Source organism: Pantoea agglomerans (assembly GCF_020149765.1).
Taxonomy (GTDB): domain Bacteria; phylum Pseudomonadota; class Gammaproteobacteria; order Enterobacterales; family Enterobacteriaceae; genus Pantoea; species Pantoea alvi.
This window is the reverse complement of record NZ_CP083809.1, coordinates 471,753-488,121: the sequence shown is the minus strand read 5'-3', so window position 1 is coordinate 488,121 and position 16,369 is coordinate 471,753. Positions and strand designations below refer to the sequence as shown.

At 61.4% G+C, this 16,369-nt stretch carries 11 protein-coding genes and 1 pseudogene; 6 read left to right on the top strand and 6 right to left on the bottom strand.

What is annotated here, in order from left to right:
- Window positions 1-270 precede the first annotated feature (270 nt).
- Window positions 271-1,080 (bottom strand): 5'-nucleotidase, lipoprotein e(P4) family, encoded by an 810-nt coding sequence (locus LB453_RS04825; RefSeq protein ID WP_103794550.1) that lies wholly within the window; start codon window positions 1,078-1,080, stop codon window positions 271-273.
- Window positions 1,081-1,178: 98 nt separating this feature from the next.
- Between LB453_RS04825 and LB453_RS04820 the strand changes: the two genes are divergently transcribed.
- A complete protein-coding gene (locus tag LB453_RS04820) occupies window positions 1,179-1,892 on the top strand; it encodes a polyphenol oxidase family protein (RefSeq protein ID WP_103794549.1) in 714 nt (237 codons plus the stop codon).
- A 106-nt stretch (window positions 1,893-1,998) separates the two neighbouring features.
- Window positions 1,999-4,014, top strand: a complete 2,016-nt coding sequence (locus tag LB453_RS04815) for an NADPH-dependent 2,4-dienoyl-CoA reductase (protein WP_224481605.1) — start codon at window positions 1,999-2,001, stop codon at window positions 4,012-4,014.
- Here the strand turns inward: LB453_RS04815 and rlmG are convergent, their stop codons facing one another.
- On the bottom strand, window positions 4,015-5,133 hold the full coding sequence (rlmG, locus tag LB453_RS04810) for a 23S rRNA (guanine(1835)-N(2))-methyltransferase RlmG (protein WP_103794548.1): 1,119 nt from the start codon (window positions 5,131-5,133) through the stop codon (window positions 4,015-4,017).
- Between the two features lie 81 nt (window positions 5,134-5,214).
- Here rlmG and LB453_RS04805 point away from each other — a divergent pair, with 81 nt between their 5' ends.
- On the top strand, window positions 5,215-5,718 hold the full coding sequence (locus LB453_RS04805; protein ID WP_103794547.1) for a M48 family metallopeptidase: 504 nt from the start codon (window positions 5,215-5,217) through the stop codon (window positions 5,716-5,718).
- Here the strand turns inward: LB453_RS04805 and LB453_RS04800 are convergent.
- Window positions 5,715-7,403 (bottom strand): chloride channel protein, encoded by a 1,689-nt coding sequence (locus LB453_RS04800; protein ID WP_103794546.1) that lies wholly within the window; start codon window positions 7,401-7,403, stop codon window positions 5,715-5,717. The genes LB453_RS04805 and LB453_RS04800 overlap by 4 nt on opposite strands.
- Before the next feature lie 147 nt (window positions 7,404-7,550).
- On the opposite strand from LB453_RS04800, the gene LB453_RS04795 reads away from it, so the two are divergent.
- The 3 genes from LB453_RS04795 (at window position 7,551) to sstT (ending at window position 11,237) form a co-directional block, all read left to right on the top strand.
- Window positions 7,551-8,543 (top strand): Gfo/Idh/MocA family protein, encoded by a 993-nt coding sequence (locus LB453_RS04795; protein ID WP_103794545.1) that lies wholly within the window; start codon window positions 7,551-7,553, stop codon window positions 8,541-8,543.
- A 254-nt stretch (window positions 8,544-8,797) separates the two neighbouring features.
- On the top strand, window positions 8,798-9,769 hold the full coding sequence (locus tag LB453_RS04790; protein WP_103794544.1) for a TerC family protein: 972 nt from the start codon (window positions 8,798-8,800) through the stop codon (window positions 9,767-9,769).
- Window positions 9,770-10,004: 235 nt separating this feature from the next.
- The gene (gene sstT / locus LB453_RS04785; RefSeq protein ID WP_103794543.1) at window positions 10,005-11,237 is read left to right on the top strand and encodes a serine/threonine transporter SstT; all 1,233 of its coding nucleotides are present in this window, start codon (window positions 10,005-10,007) and stop codon (window positions 11,235-11,237) included.
- Window positions 11,238-11,686: 449 nt separating this feature from the next.
- Here sstT and LB453_RS04780 read toward each other — a convergent pair whose 3' ends face one another.
- The 3 genes and pseudogenes from LB453_RS04780 to uxaC all read right to left on the bottom strand — a co-directional run bounded on the left by LB453_RS04780 (window position 11,687) and on the right by uxaC (window position 16,050).
- Window positions 11,687-13,177 carry a UxaA family hydrolase gene (locus LB453_RS04780; RefSeq protein ID WP_103794542.1) on the bottom strand — a complete coding sequence of 497 codons (1,491 nt, stop codon included), beginning with the start codon at window positions 13,175-13,177 and terminating at the stop codon, window positions 11,687-11,689.
- Window positions 13,178-13,181: 4 nt separating this feature from the next.
- Window positions 13,182-14,630 (bottom strand): tagaturonate reductase, encoded by a 1,449-nt coding sequence (locus LB453_RS04775; RefSeq protein WP_103794541.1) that lies wholly within the window; start codon window positions 14,628-14,630, stop codon window positions 13,182-13,184.
- 2 nt (window positions 14,631-14,632) lie between these two features.
- Window positions 14,633-16,050, bottom strand: a pseudogene (gene uxaC, locus LB453_RS04770) (glucuronate isomerase).
- Between the last annotated feature and the right edge of the window lie 319 nt (window positions 16,051-16,369).

The following is a 16,369-nucleotide window of genomic DNA, read 5'->3' as shown; positions in this document are numbered from 1 at the left end:
GCTGACAAATAATGACATTTTAGCGTGTCCCGCTGTTAAGCAGGCTCAGTTACCAGCGGCACTTTAATACAGATAAGTCCGAATTACATTTTTAATCAATAGCGTTTACCACTGGCTGCGAGCGAAAAAGGCAGCGTAATAAACTTAATAAAAGTGCTTTTGAAAGTAAGAGATAATTAAATTAGTTTGCATGAATATAGTTACCAATAACGTAAATAGCGGCGGTCAGAAAAACAGAGCCCGACGACGTGGGCTCTTTCGCTTGACGAATTATTTACCGTTCCACGCCTTCAGCTGCGCATCGCGCGTTGAGAGCTGCTGCTGCGGCGTCAGCTTGTTGTAGTTTTCCGCCATGCCGCTCTCCCAGTCGCCATAGAGCGGATTAGGCAACACGATAAACTGAGTGCCGAACAGCGCGTGGTTCTGGCTGACAAAGGCGCGACGCTGCGCGTTGCCCTGATGCCAGGTCGCCGCGCCAAAATCGTTCAGGTTATCGCCGACGTAGAGCACCACGTTATAGCCCGCCGCTTTGATGGCGTCGAAACGTGCCTGCTTGTTTGAGCTGCCGGTGCTGAGGCGCACGGTCTGCGGCGTCACCTGCGGGAAGCCAAGCTGCGTCAGGTTGGCGACGGTAGCATCGAAATCCTTCTGGTCGCGGTTCGACACGTAGAAGAGCGTGCCGCCGTGCGAGGTAACGTAGCGGGCGAAATCGACCGCGCCGGGCACCGCCAGCGCCTGCTTCGCCTGAGTCCATGTTGACCAGGTTTGCGCGCTGAACGGCTGGCCGTTTTTCGCCTGCCAGGCGCTGTAGGCGCTGTTGTCGATCATGGTTTCATCGAGATCGACGATCACCGCTTTGGGCTTGCCGGTCAGCGACGGCGCGGCGTCAAACGCCAGCCGCGCGCCGTTAAAGGCCTGCCACGTCAGCGCCTGATACTCGCCGGACTGCTGGAACCAGTTAAGGGCCAGCACCGACTGCTGGCCGAGCTGCTGCTGCGCATGTTGCGCCGACTGCGGGGCGCAGCCCGACAGCATCAGCGCCATCAGGCCGCTGGTCAGCAGCGTTGCGGTTATTTTCATCCTGTTATCCTTAAGCCGAAAGTGGGAAGAGGTAACGCTTTAAAAATGTAGCAGTTAACCTAAGCTGAATGCAGCTAAACGCCTCAGAGGAGATTCATATGGGAATCCGCGTACGCTCTGCCCTGCTCGATGCGCTGGAGTGGGTGGAATATGCCTTTCAGCCCGCCGGGGAAGCGCCGCCCGACAATGTCGCCTACGGCCATCAGCGCCACAGCGCGACGGTGGTGGATGACGAGGCCAACGTGCCGCCAAAAAGCTGCGAGTCGGACGGGATTATTGGCCTGGGCACCCGGCCGGTCGCGGTCTATACCGCCGACTGCCTGCCGGTGCTGATCGCCGATACCCAGCAGCGGCGCGTGGCGGCGGTACATGCCGGGCTGAAAGGCACGCTGGCGGGCGTGCTGGAGCGCGCCATAGCAAGGCTGTGTGAAGCGGGCAGCTCGCCCGACAGCCTCTGTGTCGCTATCGGCCCGGCTATCGCGCCCTGCTGCTATGAGCTGGGCGAAGAGATGCTGGGCGTTATCGCGCCTGCGCGCTCCAACCCCGCGTCGCCCTGCTGGTGCCGCGAGCAGCCACAGAATCCGCTCGCCGTCAGGCCGCAGGCGAAGGCGACCCGCAATGGCGTCTGGTTCGATCTGCCGCAGCTGGCGACAGAGCGACTGATCGCGGCGGGCGTACCGGCGGCTAATATAGAGAACGTGCGCTTTTGCACCTACTGCATGGCGGAAACCGACTCCAGCTATCGCCGCAATACCCACTTCAACAGCGGCTACCAGTCGCGCTTCTCATGGATACGCCGTCGGGAGAGCTAAGGCCTGCTTTTTTGATGCGCCTCACAGCGCGGCAAACTTTCACTTTTTTTTAACATCACGGCAGCTACATTACACTCATCCGACCACTTAACTGAGTGATGCCGCCGTGAAGAGTCCCGCCTACCCTGCTCTGTTCGCCCCGCTCGATCTGGGGTTTACGCAGCTGCGCAACCGCTTCCTGATGGGTTCGATGCATACCGGACTGGAAGAGCATCCCGAGGGCGCGCAGCGCCTTGCCGCGTTTTATGGCGAGCGCGTGCGCGAAGGCGTCGCGCTGATCGTCACCGGCGGCGTCGCCCCCAACGCGCAGGGAGTGGCCATAAAGCATGGCGCGACGCTGGTCTCGCCGGAGCAGTGCGACTGGCATCGCCCGATCACCGACGCGGTACATGCGGAAGGCGGCAAAATCGCCCTGCAGATCCTGCATACCGGCCGCTACAGCTACCAGCAGGATCTGGTGGCCCCCTCGGCGATTCAGGCACCCATTAACCCTTATCTGCCGCAGGAGATGAATGAGCAGACGATCCTGCAAACCATCGACGATTTCGCGCGCTGCGCCCGGCTGGCGCGGCAGGCAGGCTATGACGGCGTGGAGATTATGGGCTCAGAAGGCTACCTGATTAATCAGTTTTTAGCGCCGCGCACCAACCAGCGCAGCGACCGCTGGGGCGGCGACGCTACGCGCCGACAGGCGTTTGCGCTGGCCGTTACCCGCGCGGTGCGCGACGCCGTGGGCTGCGACTTTATCGTGATCATTCGTCTGTCGATGCTCGATCTGGTGGAGGACGGCAGCTCGCTGGAAGAGACACTGGCGCTGGCGGCGGAACTGGAAAAGTGCGGCGTCACCCTGTTCAATACCGGCATCGGCTGGCATGAAGCGCGCGTTCCAACCATCGCCACTTCGGTACCGCGCGCGGCCTTCGCCACGGCGGCGCAACGGCTGCGGCAGCATGTTTCGGTGCCGGTGATCGCCACCAACCGCATCAACCATCCGCAGGTCGCCGAGCAGCTGCTGCAGAGCGGCTGTGCGGATATGGTGTCGCTGGCACGTCCGTTTCTCGCCGACGCCGCCTTTGTCAGCAAATCGGCGCGCGGCGCGGCGCAGAGCATTAATACCTGTATCGCCTGCAACCAGGCCTGCCTCGACCAGATCTTTGTGGGTAAGGTCACCTCCTGTCTGGTGAATCCGCGCGCCTGCCACGAATCCCTGATGCCGGTCACGCCCTGCGCTGCGCCGAAGTTTATCGCGGTGGTGGGCGCCGGTCCGGCGGGCATGGCCTTCGCGCTGCAGGCGGCGCAGCGCGGCCATCGGGTGCAACTCTATGAAGCTGACGACGCCATCGGCGGCCAGTTCAATATCGCGCGCCAGATCCCGGGCAAAGCGGAGTTCAGCGAAACCCTGCGCTACTTTGCCCACCAGCTTGCCGCCGCTGGCGTCAGGATATCTACCGGCCGCCGGGTAACGGCGGCAGATCTGGACGAGGCCGATGAGGTGGTGCTGGCGACCGGCATTCAGCCGCGCACGCCAGCGATCCCCGGCATCGATCATCCCAGCGTGCTGAGCTATCTTGAGGTGCTGCGCGACAAAAAACCGGTGGGCAGCCGCGTCGCCATTATCGGCGCAGGCGGCATCGGCTTCGATACCGCCATGTACCTCTCTCAGCCGGCAGAAGAGCAGAACAGCGAAAGCTTCTGCCGCGAATGGGGCATCGATCTGACGCTGGCGCAGCGCGGCGGCCTGACGTACCCCAGGCCGCTGCCTGCCGCTCGCGCCATCTGGCTGCTGCAGCGCAAGCCGGGTAAACCGGGCGCGGGGCTGGGCAAAACCACCGGCTGGATCCATCGCGCCACGCTGCAGGCGCGCGGCGTGCAGATGTGGGGCGGCGTCGAGTATCTGGCGATCGATGATAAGGGGCTGCTGCTGCGCCGTGATGGCGCAGTGGAGAGAGTGGCGGTGGATAACGTGATTATCTGCGCCGGTCAGGAGCCGCAGCGTGCGCTGGAGGCCGCGCTGCGTGCGCGCGGCAAAGCCGTTCACCTTATAGGCGGCGCCGACGTGGCGCTGGAGCTGGATGCCCGCCGGGCGATCGCCCAGGCGGTGCAGCTGGCGCTGGCTATCTGATCAGCGCATCTTTACCGCGCGCAGCACCACGAACTTCTGGTTCGAAGCCACCAGCGTGCAGTTGCCGAACAGTTTTTTCAGCTTGTGGTGATAGTCGAGGTGGCGGTTGCCGACGATGCGCAGCTCGCCGCCGTACTGCAGGCAGCGTTTGGCGTCGCGGAACATCTGCCACGCCAGGTGGTCGGTGACGGCGTGCTGCTGATGGAACGGCGGGTTGCAGAGCACGGCATGCAGGCGGTCTGAAGGGTAGCCGCTCAGCACGTTGTTGAAGCGAAACTGGCAGCGCGCCAGATCCTGCGGCCGGTTCACCTCGACGTTAAGCTGGCTCGACGCCACCGCCATATAAGACTCATCGAGAAAATGCACCTCCGCCTGCGGATTGCTCTCCAGCGCCATCAGGCCGATCACCCCGTTGCCGCAGCCGAGATCGACAATCTCGCCTTCGATATTTTCCGGCAGGTGCTGCATAAAGAGGCGTGCGCCGATATCCAGCGAGGTGCGCGAGAAGACGTTGGCGTGGTTGTGGATCTGGTACGGCGTCCCGTCCAGCGGCCAGACGGTGGTCGATGCCTGCGGTGCCAGCGTCGGTGCGCTGAACTGGGTATAGATCAGACGCGCTTTTTTCCACGCCAGCGAGGTACGGGTGTCGCCGAGGATCTTCTCGAACAGCTGCAGCGTCGAGTTGTGGATCTCTTTGGCGCGCGCCGCCGCCAGGATCACCGTATCGGCGGTCACCACTTCGCGCAGGGCGCGCAGCTGCTGCTCCAGCAGCGCCAGGGTTTTCGGCACCTTAATCAGCACCGCCGCCGGCGCGGCGGGCAGCGGATCGAGGCTGCTGAGAAAATGCACTTCGCCGTCGTCGAGCGCGTTCAGGCGCAGGTTTTGCCGCGTCGCCTGCTGGCTGAGCCAGGAGTCGCTGACGTGCCAGACCGGACGCGGGTTAAGCGCGCAGGTGAGCGCGCCGAAGCTGTCGTTGAACACCAGGATCGGCCCTTCCGGCAGCGTCTGCTGCAGCAGATATTCATCCGCCGCGTCCCACGCCTGAAGCGGGCTCTCTTCACGCATTTGCGGAAAACGATGCAGGATCAGGGTGCGATCCACTAGTTCAAGTTGGCTCATGAATTCTCCGGCTGGTACAATCTGGCTGTTTTACGCCCTAAAAAGGGGGCGCAGTATACTGTCTTTCGCCGGGAATCCCTAATGTCCTCACTTATCTATCTGCAGGGTTATCCTGAGAACATCCTTCAGCAGGTGCAGACGCTGATCGACAATGAAAAACTTGGCGCTTTTTTGCAGCAGCGCTATCCCGACACCCACGATATCGTTAGCGATAAAGCGTTATACGACTATACCCAGGCGCTAAAAAATCGCTTTATGCGCAACGCTCCGCCCATCAATAAAGTGCTCTGGGACAATAAAATCAAGGTGATGAAGCACGCGCTCGGCCTGCATACGGCGGTATCGCGCGTTCAGGGCGGCAAGCTTAAGGCCAAAGCGGAGATCCGCGTCTCGACCTTTTTCCGCCTCGCCCCCGAGCCCTTTCTGCGCATGATCGTGGTACACGAGCTGGCGCACCTGAAAGAGAAAGAGCACGACAAGGCGTTCTATCAGCTCTGCTGCCATATGGAGCCGGACTACCATCAGCTGGAGTTCGACGCCCGCCTCTGGATGACGGATCAGGCGATGCGCGGCAACGCCGCCTAAAGGAACTCCTGCGCTTTCTGGATCAGGCTGGTTTTGGTCAGCGCGCCGAGGAAACGCTTCTCCTGCGGATTATTCAGCACCGGCAGGCGCTCCAGCGTGACGCGCGCGAACGCCTCCCAGCCTTCGCGCATGCTCTGGTTCTGGTAGACGAAGGGAAAGTTATCGTCCATTACCGTAGAGACCGGCGAATCCAGCGTGATCTCCTGCGCCAGCACCTTGCGCGCGATATCGTGGATCGACACCACGCCGAGAAAGGCGCCCGCCGCGTTGATAACGTAGACGTAGCGCTCGCGCTTCAGCGAGCTGACCGCCAGCGCCTGCCCAACCGACTCCTGCGGCTGCAGCGCCGCTCCCGGAATAATCAGCTGCGCCACGCGCATATTGTCGAAGTCATATTTCGCCTCCGAGCGGTGAAAGTGGTTGCCGACCACCGGATAGGTGCTGGCGGACTGCAGGCGGTAGACCACCATTGACGCCAGCACGGCGGCGATCATCACCGGAAAGAGCAGCGAGCTGTTGAGCGTCATCTCCAGCACCATCAGGATCGCCATCAGCGGCGCCTGGCTGACCGCGGCCAGCACCGCCGCCATACCGATCGCCGCGTAAAGCAGCACGTTGCCGAGCGGCAGATGCAGCGCCGCGCCCAGCGTCGCCAGCGCCACGCCCAGCAGCGCGCCGATCAGCAGCGACGGCGTAAACAGGCCGCCTACCGCGTTGGAGCCGACCGACAGGGTGGTCGCCAGCGTCTTCAGCACCAGCAGCAGCAGCAGGCCGGGCAGCAGATAGTCGCCCGCCATGATTTTAACGATCACTTCATAGCCGTTGCCCAGAATATCGGTAGAGATCAGCGCCAGCAGCCCCACCGCCAGGCCGCCGACACCCAGCCGCAGCGGCAGCGAACGGATATGACTGAACAGCGCTTTGCTGCGCGCGATAAGCTTAATCAGCAGCCAGCCCGCCAGCCCGGCCGCCAGGCCAATAACCACCGTCAGCAGCAGGCTGCTGAGGTCCATCTGAAAGCTGGCGTCCGCCAGCGGATAGAGCGCGTTGCGGAAGCCCAGCGACCACATGGTCATCACGGCGACCGAAGAGGCGATGACCAGCGGGATCAGACGCTGCAGCGCCGAGATGCCGAAGGCGATTTCCGCGACGAAGATCGCCGACGCCAGCGGCGCGTGGTAGACCGATGAGAGCCCTGCGGCGGCGGCCATCGCCACCACATCGCTGTTTTTCAGGTTGAGTGCGGCGGGCATACAGCGGCCCAGCACGCTGCCGCACAGCGCGGAGAGCTGCACCATCGGCCCCTCTTTACCGATAGAGGCGCCCGATCCGATGCTGGCGATAGAGGAGAGCGCGCGAAACAGCGAGGTACGGGTCGGCACCGCATCGAGCCGCGCGTTAATGACCTCCAGATAGTCGGTCTTAACCGTCTGCTGCTGCTCGATACTCACCGCGTAGCGCAGAAAAAATCCCGCCAGCACGCCGCCCGCGCCCACCAGCAGCGGCCAGAAGATCCACGGCCAGACGTGCATCGCCACGGTAATCTCACTGTCGCTGCTGAACAGCACGCGGTTGATCAGCTCGATAACGCCGCGAAACGCCAGCGTCACCAGCGACGCCGCGACGCCTACCGGGATTGCGACCAGCAGCGTGGTCCAGTTCAGTGCGTGTTTACTTCCTTTCAAGCGCCTTCTCCACCTTTTTCAGCCAGTCGCCGTTGCGTCATCACTATATTGGAAGGCGGATCGCAGGATCAAATACCCCTTCTTTCCGACGCTTGCGCCCGCTCGCCTGCATGCTACTCTGCCGCTATTTGCCGCAGGAGAGCCGATGTGATCCGTTTTGCTATTGTGGGAACCAACTGGATAACGCGCCAGTTTATCGATGCCGCGCATGAAACCGGCCATCTGCGCCTGAACGCCATCTATTCGCGCACGCAGCAGCAGGCGGAGGCCTTCGCCGCTGACTATCCCTGTTCGCATCTTTTTACCTCGCTGGAGGCGCTGGCCGCCAGCGATCTTATCGACGCGGTCTACCTGGCGAGTCCGAACGCCCTGCACTGCGAGCAGGCGCTGCTGTTTATGTCGCACGGCAAGCACGTTATCTGCGAAAAGCCGCTCGCCTCCAACCTGCATGAGGCGGAGCAGATGATCGCCTGCGCCCGGCAGCATCAGGTGATCCTGTTCGAGGCGTTTAAAACCGCCAGCCTGCCTAATTTCGCGCAGCTGCAGCAGGCGCTGCCCGCCATCGGGCCGCTGCGCAAAGCGCTGTTCAGCTACTGCCAGTATTCGTCGCGCTATCAGCGCTACCTCGACGGCGAGCATCCCAACACCTTTGATCCGCGCTGGTCTAATGGCTCGATAATGGATATCGGCTACTACTGCCTGGCGACGGCGGTGGCGCTGTGGGGCGCGCCGCAGGGGGTGAAGGCCAGCGCGACGCTGCTGGCGAGCGGCGTTGACGGCCACGGCAGCGTGCTGCTCGACTATGGCGACTTCGACGTCACGCTGCTGCACTCCAAGGTCAGCGACTCGCGCATCGCCAGCGAAATTCAGGGCGAAGCGGGTTCGCTGCTGATCGAAAAGCTGTCGGAGATGCAGTCGGTCAGCCTGGCGCTGCGCCAGAGCGCCCCACAGGTGCAGGATCTCAGCCAGCCTCAGCATATCAATACCATGCTTTATGAGGCTCACACCTTTGCGCAGCTGGTGCGGCAGCATTGCGTCGAGCATCCGGGGCTGGAGCGCGCGCGCATCACCGCCGCGCTGCTGACCGAGATCCGCCGCCAGACCGGCGTCATTTTCCCTGCCGATCATCGGCTTGTGTAAATATGTCTAAATATGAATGGTCCGCTATTGCCTCTTTCCCGGCCAGCGCCTATCTTAACTGCCAGCAAAGGGGAGTAACTTGTAAGCTGTACGATCGTCATTACGATGCCTGAGCATCCGGTCGGCAGGCAACCCGGAATCTGATTCTGCGTTGTAAGTGAGACCTTGCCGGAAGGCGAGGTTTGCTTACATCTTTGTAAAGCGGCTGACGTCTTCTGACTTCAGCCGTTTTTTATTTCAGGGCAGGAAACGCTATGCAGACTGTAGGAACGCCTCTTCTCTGGGGCAGCTTTGCGGTAGTGGTGCTTATCATGCTGGCGATCGATCTCTTTTTACAGGGACGTCGTGGCTCGCAGACCATGAGTTTTAAACAGGCGGCCATCTGGTCGCTGATTTGGGTGTCGGTGTCGCTGCTGTTTAGTGCCGCCTTCTGGTGGTATCTGGAGGGGAGCGCCGGGCGCGAAGTCGCCACCTCACAAACCCTGGCGTTTTTAACCGGTTACGTGCTGGAAAAAGCGCTGGCGGTCGATAACGTCTTTGTCTGGCTGATGCTCTTCAGCTACTTCTCTATTCCCGCTGCGCTGCAGCGCCGCGTGCTGATTTACGGCGTGCTGGGCGCGATTGTGCTGCGCACCATTATGATTTTCGCGGGCAGCTGGCTGGTAACGCAGTTTAGCTGGATCCTCTATCTGTTCGGCGCGTTCCTGCTGCTGACCGGCCTGAAGATGGCCTTCGCCAAAGAGGATGATGAAAACGCGGTGGGCGACAAGCCGGTGGTGCGCTGGCTGCGCAAGCATCTGCGCATGACCGACGAGCTGGAGGGCGAGAAGTTTTTCACCCGCCGGAACGGCGTGCTGTTTGCCACGCCGCTGCTGCTGGTATTGATTATGGTTGAGCTGAGCGACGTGATTTTCGCGGTCGACAGTATCCCGGCGATCTTCGCCGTGACCACCGATCCCTTTATCGTGCTGACCTCTAACCTGTTCGCTATTCTCGGCCTGCGCGCGATGTACTTTCTGCTGGCCAACGTCGCCGAGCGCTTCTCGATGCTCAAATATGGCCTGGCGATCGTGCTGGTGTTTATCGGCATTAAGATGCTGATCGTCGAGTTCTATCATATCCCGGTGGCAGTCTCGCTGAGCGTCGTCGGCGTGATCCTCGGCTCGACCCTGTTGATCAACACCTGGGTGAATCGCAAAAGGGACCAGAAAAAACTCTCGCAATAATCCGCTACAGGGGCAGGTAATGCCCCTGTTTTATTTTGCCAGCCCCGGATGCGACATTTCATCGCTCTGTCACACTCTCTTCATACAGCATAATAGAAACCCGATCCTCCTCTCAGCGGCAGAATTATCTCTTTCCTCGCCCGCTCTTTTCCTTATACTTCGCCGGGCAAACCGCTTCAGGCGCGTTAATCGACGCCCTCTGAAGCCACATCCCGCTACAACGTAAAGAACAATTATGCAGAACTCACTTTCCGGTCGTCTGGGCGCGCTACTCGCAGGAAGCCTGGTGAAACAAATTATGGTAGGGCTGGTGGCCGGCGTGGCGCTGGCCTGGGTCTCGAAGGATGCCGCGCTGGCCGTCGGCCTGCTGGGCGAGCTGTTCGTCAGCGCGCTGAAGGCGGTTGCGCCGCTGCTGGTGCTGGTGCTGGTGATCGCCTCGATCGCTAATCATCAGCAGGGTCAGAAGACCAATATCAAACCGATTATCGCGCTCTATCTGTTAAGCACCTTTTTTGCCGCGGTGATTGCGGTAGTGTTCAGCCACCTGATGCCGCAGACGCTGACGCTGGCGGTGGGCAAAACCGAGATTACGCCGCCGTCGGGCATTACCGAGGTGCTGCGCGGTCTGCTGATGAATATGGTGGCGAACCCGATTACCGCGCTGATGGAAGCAAACTATATCGGCATTCTGGTATGGGCGATCGGTCTCGGTCTGGCGTTTCGTCACAGCACGCCCGGCACGCGCGCCCTGCTTAACGACGCCTCCAGCGCCGTCACCTGGCTGGTTCGCTGCGTGATCCGCTGCGCGCCAGTCGGCATTTTCGGCCTGGTGGCCTCGATTCTGGCCTCTACCGGCTTTGGCGCGCTGTGGCAGTATGCGCACCTGCTGGCGCTGCTGCTGGGCTGTATGGCGCTGATGGCGCTGGTGGTGAACCCGATGCTGGTCTACAGCAAGATCCGCCGTAATCCCTATCCGCTGGTGTTTACCTGCCTGCGCGAGAGCGGCGTGACCGCCTTTTTTACCCGCAGTTCTGCTGCCAATATTCCGGTGAATATGGCGCTGGCGAAACGCCTGAAGCTGGATGAGGATACCTATTCGGTGTCGATTCCGCTGGGCGCGACCATCAGTATGGCGGGCGCCTCTATCACCATTACCGTGCTGACGCTGGCGGCGGTGCATACGCTGGGGATTCAGGTGGACGTGTCGACCGCGATTCTGCTGAGTCTGGTGGCGTCGCTGTGCGCCTGTGGCGCTTCGGGCGTGGCGGGTGGTTCGCTGCTGCTGATCCCGGTGGCCTGTAATATGTTCGGTATTCCCAACGAGCTGGCGATGCAGGTGGTGGCAACCGGTTTTATTATCAGCGTGCTGCAGGATTCCGCCGAAACGGCGCTGAACTCCTCGACCGATATTCTGTTTACCGCCGCGGTCTGTCAGGCGGAAGCCGAGCGGGAAACCAGCCGGGCTTAATCTTTAGCTATGCGGCTGAGGTTGCGGTTAAAGCCGCAGCCAAAGCCGTTTCATCCGCGCTGGCTCGTGGTTACCCTTCGCTATTGCCGTCTGTTAGCGTCGTGCCCTCGCGGGTGGCATGGACCGATCGCAAAGGCGCTTTTCGCATCCCTGCTCGCTCGGCCCGCGCCGTCCATGGCGCGGGACGCTTTGCTCCCCGTTCCATGCCGCCCGCGCTTTGAACTTTTGCGCCGTTTAATCCGCGCCCAGGCTCGTCGTTACCTTTCGCTATTGTTGTCTGTTAGCGTCGTGCCCTCGCGGGTGGCATGGACCGATCGCAAAGGCGCTTTTCGCATCCCTGCTCGCTCGTCCCGCGCCATCCATGGCGCGGGACGCTTTGCTCCCCGTTCCATGCCGCCCGCTCTCTGAGCTTTTGTGCTGCCTGAAGCAGCGCCGTCTGAAGCAGTGATTTATAACGTAACGCCGCTTTTAAAAATCGCCAGCTCGCGGAAATCGTTCTTCTCGTTATTGGTCAGCTCGCCGCTGGCTATCGCCACGATGGTGTCGACGAAATCTTCCAGCAGCGCATCCATGCTCATCCCTTCCAGCAGACGGCCCGCGTTAAAATCGATCCAGTGCGGCTTCTTCTCCGCCAGCGGCGTGTTGGTCGCCAGCTTCACCGTCGGTACAAAACCGCCGTAGGGGGTGCCGCGCCCGGTGCTGAACAGCACCATATGGCAGCCCGCGCCCGCCAGCGCGCTGGTGGCGACCGCGTCGTTGCCCGGCGCGCTCAGCAGATTCAGCCCCGGCGTTTTCAGCCGCTCGCCATACTTCAGCACGTCCACCACCTGGCTGGAGCCCGCTTTCTGGGTGCAGCCCAGCGACTTCTCTTCCAGCGTGGTAATGCCGCCCGCTTTATTGCCCGGCGACGGATTCTCATAAATCGGCTGCTGATGATCGATAAAGTAGCGCTTGAAGTCGTTGATCATCGCCACGGTCTTCTCAAAGGTCGACTCATCGCGGCAGCGGCTCATCAGAATACGCTCCGCGCCGAACATTTCCGGCACCTCGGTCAGCACCGTGGTGCCGCCGTTGGCGATCATCTGATCGGAGAAACGCCCCAGCAGCGGGTTAGCGGTAATGCCGGAGAAGCCGTCGGAGCCGCCGCACTCCAGCCCGAACTTCAGCTCGCTCAGCCTGCCCGGCTGGCGTCGGTCGTGACGCATCGCCTCATACAGGGCGCGCAGATGCTCCAGTCCCGCTTCTACCTCGTCGTCGTGCTGCTGGCACACCATAAACTGAATGCGATCGCTTTCCGGCAGCCCCAGCGTCTCGCGGAAGGCATCGACCTGGTTGTTTTCGCAGCCGAGGCCAATTACCAGCACCGCGCCGGCGTTAGGGTGGCGCACCATATTTTGCAGCATGGTGCGGGTATTCTCATGATCCTGACCCAGCTGCGAACAGCCAAAGGTATGGCTGAACAGAAACGCACCGTCGGTGCCCGCCGCGTTATCGGTCTCTTTCAGAAAACGCTGCAGGATCTGACGCGCTATGCCGTTAACGCAGCCGACGGTCGGCAGGATCCACAGCTCGTTGCGGATCCCGACATCGCCACTGGCGCGGCGATAGATCTGCACCTCGCGATCGCCCGGCTGCGGCGGCACCTCAACAAACTCCGGTCGGTAGTCGTACTCGTCCAGATCGCTCAGGTTGGTGCGTGCGTTGCTGGAGTGGATCACCTCGCCTGCGGCGATCGGCTGCGTGGCGTGCGCGATCGGCAGCCCATACTTGATCACCTGCTCGCCCTCGGCGAGGGGACGCAGCGCAAACTTATGGCCGCGCGTCACCGCCTGCAGCAGCTGCACCGCCGTCTGCTGCAGATCGATGGTCTGCCCCGCCTCTAAGTCGCGCAGCGCCACGGCGACGTTATCCTGAGAGTGAATCTTAATCGCGTCTTGCATAGCTTTATCCCAGTGTGCTCAACGCCTCACGCATGCCGTGGACGATGATATTTTGCAGGTGTCGGCTGACCTCGTGCGCCAGCTGCGGCCGCCGGGTCAAATCTTCTCCCCAGTGCTGCGCGTCGCTTAACACCTCGCGCACCAGCTGTTCCGGGGAGATCTGGTCGTTATTAAGGGCGTGCCAGTTTTTTTCAAAGCGCGCCAGCCAGTGCGCGTCATCCTGCAGCGGCCAGCTTTTTTCTCCCGACGCGCCGCGATAGAAGGCGATCAGCGCCGCCAGCGCAAAGGTCAGGCGCGGCGGCCAGACCCCGCTCTGCGCATGCGCCGCCAGCAGCGGCGTCAGCAGGCGGGTGCGAAACTTGGTCATTCCGTTAAGCGCGATAGAGAGCAGCGCATGGCGGATAAAAGGGTTGCGGAAACGCCGCTCGACCGCGTCGGCAAAGGCGTGCAGCTCGCTGCGCGGCAGATCCAGCGTAGGAATGATCTCCTCGCGCAGCAGGCGATCGACAAAGTCCGCAATGGCGGGATCGGCCATTGCGTCGCCGACGCTCTCCAGACCCGCCTGAAACGCCACCGGCACCATGGCGGTATGCGCGCCGTTGAGGATCGCCACTTTCTGCGCCTTCCACGGCGCAATGTCCTCTACCAGCCGCACCTGCGGCGCCAGCGCATCGAGCTTCAGCTCAGCGAACAGCGCGCGCGGCCCCTGCAGAATGAACTGGTAGTAGACCTCGCCCGCCACCAGAAAACGATCCTCGTAGCCGAGCTGAGCGGCAAGCGCCTCGCTCTCCGGCGGGAAACCAGTCACGATGCGGTCCACCAGCGTGTTGTAAAACACGCAGTGCTGCGACACCCAGGCGGCGAAGCTTTCCGGCAGCTGCCAGTGGCGCGCATAGCGCAGCACCAGCTCGCGCAGCGCGTCGCCGTTATGGTCGATCAGCTCGCAGGGCACAATCAGCCAGCCCTTGTCGCTGGCGCCGCTGAAGTGTTCAAAGCGCGTCCATAACAGCTGCGTCAGCTTGCCGGGAAAGCTGGATGCGGGCGCATCCGTCAGGCGATCCCCTTCGGCAAAGGTGATGCCCGCTTCGGTGGTGTTAGAAAAGAGGAACCGCATCTGCGGCGCGCGCGCCAGCGCCAGAAAATCGTCGTACTGGGTAGCGGGCTGGATCTCACGGTTCAGACTGCGGATCAGACGCGTTTCACTGACGCGCTCGCCCTGCTCGTTAAGCCCGCGGATTAGGGTGGTATAGAGCCCGTCCTGCTGGTTCAGCGTGTCGCTGACGGCGCGGTTGCGCGGCCGCACCACCACGATGCCCGCGTCGATGCCCTGATGCTGGTTCAGCCAGTCGAGCTGCCAGTCGATAAAGGCGCGCAGAAAGTTGCCTTCGCCAAACTGGATAACGCGCTCGCTGTAGATCGCGCCGGGAAAGTCGTGACGGTTTAGCCGCTGCATGCTCAGGCTCCCAGCTCGATGCCGAAGTAGTCGCGCGCGTTATTGAAGCAGATGTTTTGCACCATCTGGCCCAGCAGCGCCTCGTCGTCCGGCGCTTCGCCGTTCTCAACCCAGCGGCCAATCATCTGGCACAGCAGGCGGCGGAAATATTCGTGGCGCGTATAGGAGAGGAAGCTGCGGCTGTCGGTCAGCATGCCGACAAAGCGGCTGAGCAGGCCCATCTGCGCCAGCTGCGTCATCTGGCGCTGCATGCCGTCGAGCTGGTCATTAAACCACCAGGCGGAGCCGAACTGCATTTTGCCCGCCTCGCCTTCGCCCTGGAAATTGCCCGCCATGGTCGCCAGCACCTCGTTGTCGCGCGGGTTCAGGCAGTAGAGGATGGTTTTCGGCAGCGCGTTATGCAGATTCTGCGCGCCGAGCAGCTTCGCCAGCGGTTCCGCCAGCGGCCGATCGTTAATGGAGTCAAAGCCCACATCCGGGCCGAGCAGCTCGAACTGGCGGCGGTTGGTGTTGCGCAGCGCGCCGATATGGTACTGCTGCACCCAGCCGCGACGCGCATATTTCCCCCCCCCAGCCACACCAGCACGGCGGTTTTAAACTGCGCGATCGCCTCTGCATCCGGCGTCTTGCCGGCGCGGCGGGCGGCGAGAATGGCGTCCAGCGTCGCGTCGTCCGCTTCGGCGTAGAGCACCACGTCGAGCGCGTGGTCCGACACCTTGCAGCCGTGCTCGGCGAAGTAGTCGAGACGCTTGCTGAGCGCGCTGCGCAGATCGTCGAAGCGGCGCACGCTAATGTCGGTCAGTGATTCGAGCTTCTCAATCCAGGCGAGGAAGCCGTCCGCTTCGATATTAAAGGCTTTATCCGGACGCCAGCTCGGCAGCACCTTGACGTCAAAGCTGCCATCCTGCGCCAGCGCCCGGTGATGCTGCAGATCATCCAGCGGATCGTCGGTGGTGCCAACCATCTTCACGTTCATCTGCTGCATGATGCCGCGCGCGGTAAAGTCATCCTGCGCCAGCAGCGCATTGCAGCGATCCCAGATGGCGTCGGCGGTTTTCTCAGAGAGCAAGGTGTCGGTGATGCCGAAGGGGCGACGCAGCTCGAGGTGCGTCCAGTGATAGAGCGGGTTGCCAATGGTGTGCGGCACGGTGCGCGCCCAGGCGTTGAATTTTTCGCGGTCGCTGGCGTCGCCGGTGCAGAACGCCTCCGGTACGCCGTTCGCGCGCATGGCGCGCCATTTGTAGTGATCGCCTTTCAGCCAGATATCATAGAGGTTGGCAAAGCGGTAATTTTCGGCAATCTGCTGCGGAGGAAGATGGCAGTGATAGTCGAAAATCGGCTGATCCTTTGCGTAGTCATGGTAAAGACGACGGGCAAATTCGGTATCCAGTAAAAAATCCTCGGTCATAAAACGCGACATGCTTGCTTCCTCTTGGATAGAGCCTTAATGCGCTCAAAGTTATCATACCAATTTTAGCCCACCACAGAATTTTTTGAGATCTCGCTCACATAAACAGCAGTAATTCCCTGGTCTCATGGACGTTTTTGCTCTCCACAGCGTGCTAAATGGCTGTACTGACGCCTGTTTAAAGTATCCCACATTGCAAAAGGGGCTTTTGTGATGGCTCTCAACTTTTAAAGTTGTATAACAAGTTACGCTCTCGCTCCGTAATGGCAAGGTAAACACAGGGTCGCTTTTGTGCGGCCTGCGGGCGTGAGATTAGGTCGGATCACGGTTG

Coding starts and splice junctions, on each gene's coding strand:
- LB453_RS04825 (WP_103794550.1), bottom strand. CDS start 1,080: ATGAAAATAACCGCAACGCTGCTGACCAGCGGCCTGATGGCGCTGATG.
- LB453_RS04820 (WP_103794549.1), top strand. CDS start 1,179: ATGGGAATCCGCGTACGCTCTGCCCTGCTCGATGCGCTGGAGTGGGTG.
- rlmG (WP_103794548.1), bottom strand. CDS start 5,133: ATGAGCCAACTTGAACTAGTGGATCGCACCCTGATCCTGCATCGTTTT.
- LB453_RS04805 (WP_103794547.1), top strand. CDS start 5,215: ATGTCCTCACTTATCTATCTGCAGGGTTATCCTGAGAACATCCTTCAG.
- LB453_RS04790 (WP_103794544.1), top strand. CDS start 8,798: ATGCAGACTGTAGGAACGCCTCTTCTCTGGGGCAGCTTTGCGGTAGTG.
- sstT (WP_103794543.1), top strand. CDS start 10,005: ATGCAGAACTCACTTTCCGGTCGTCTGGGCGCGCTACTCGCAGGAAGC.
- LB453_RS04780 (WP_103794542.1), bottom strand. CDS start 13,177: ATGCAAGACGCGATTAAGATTCACTCTCAGGATAACGTCGCCGTGGCG.
- LB453_RS04775 (WP_103794541.1), bottom strand. CDS start 14,630: ATGCAGCGGCTAAACCGTCACGACTTTCCCGGCGCGATCTACAGCGAG.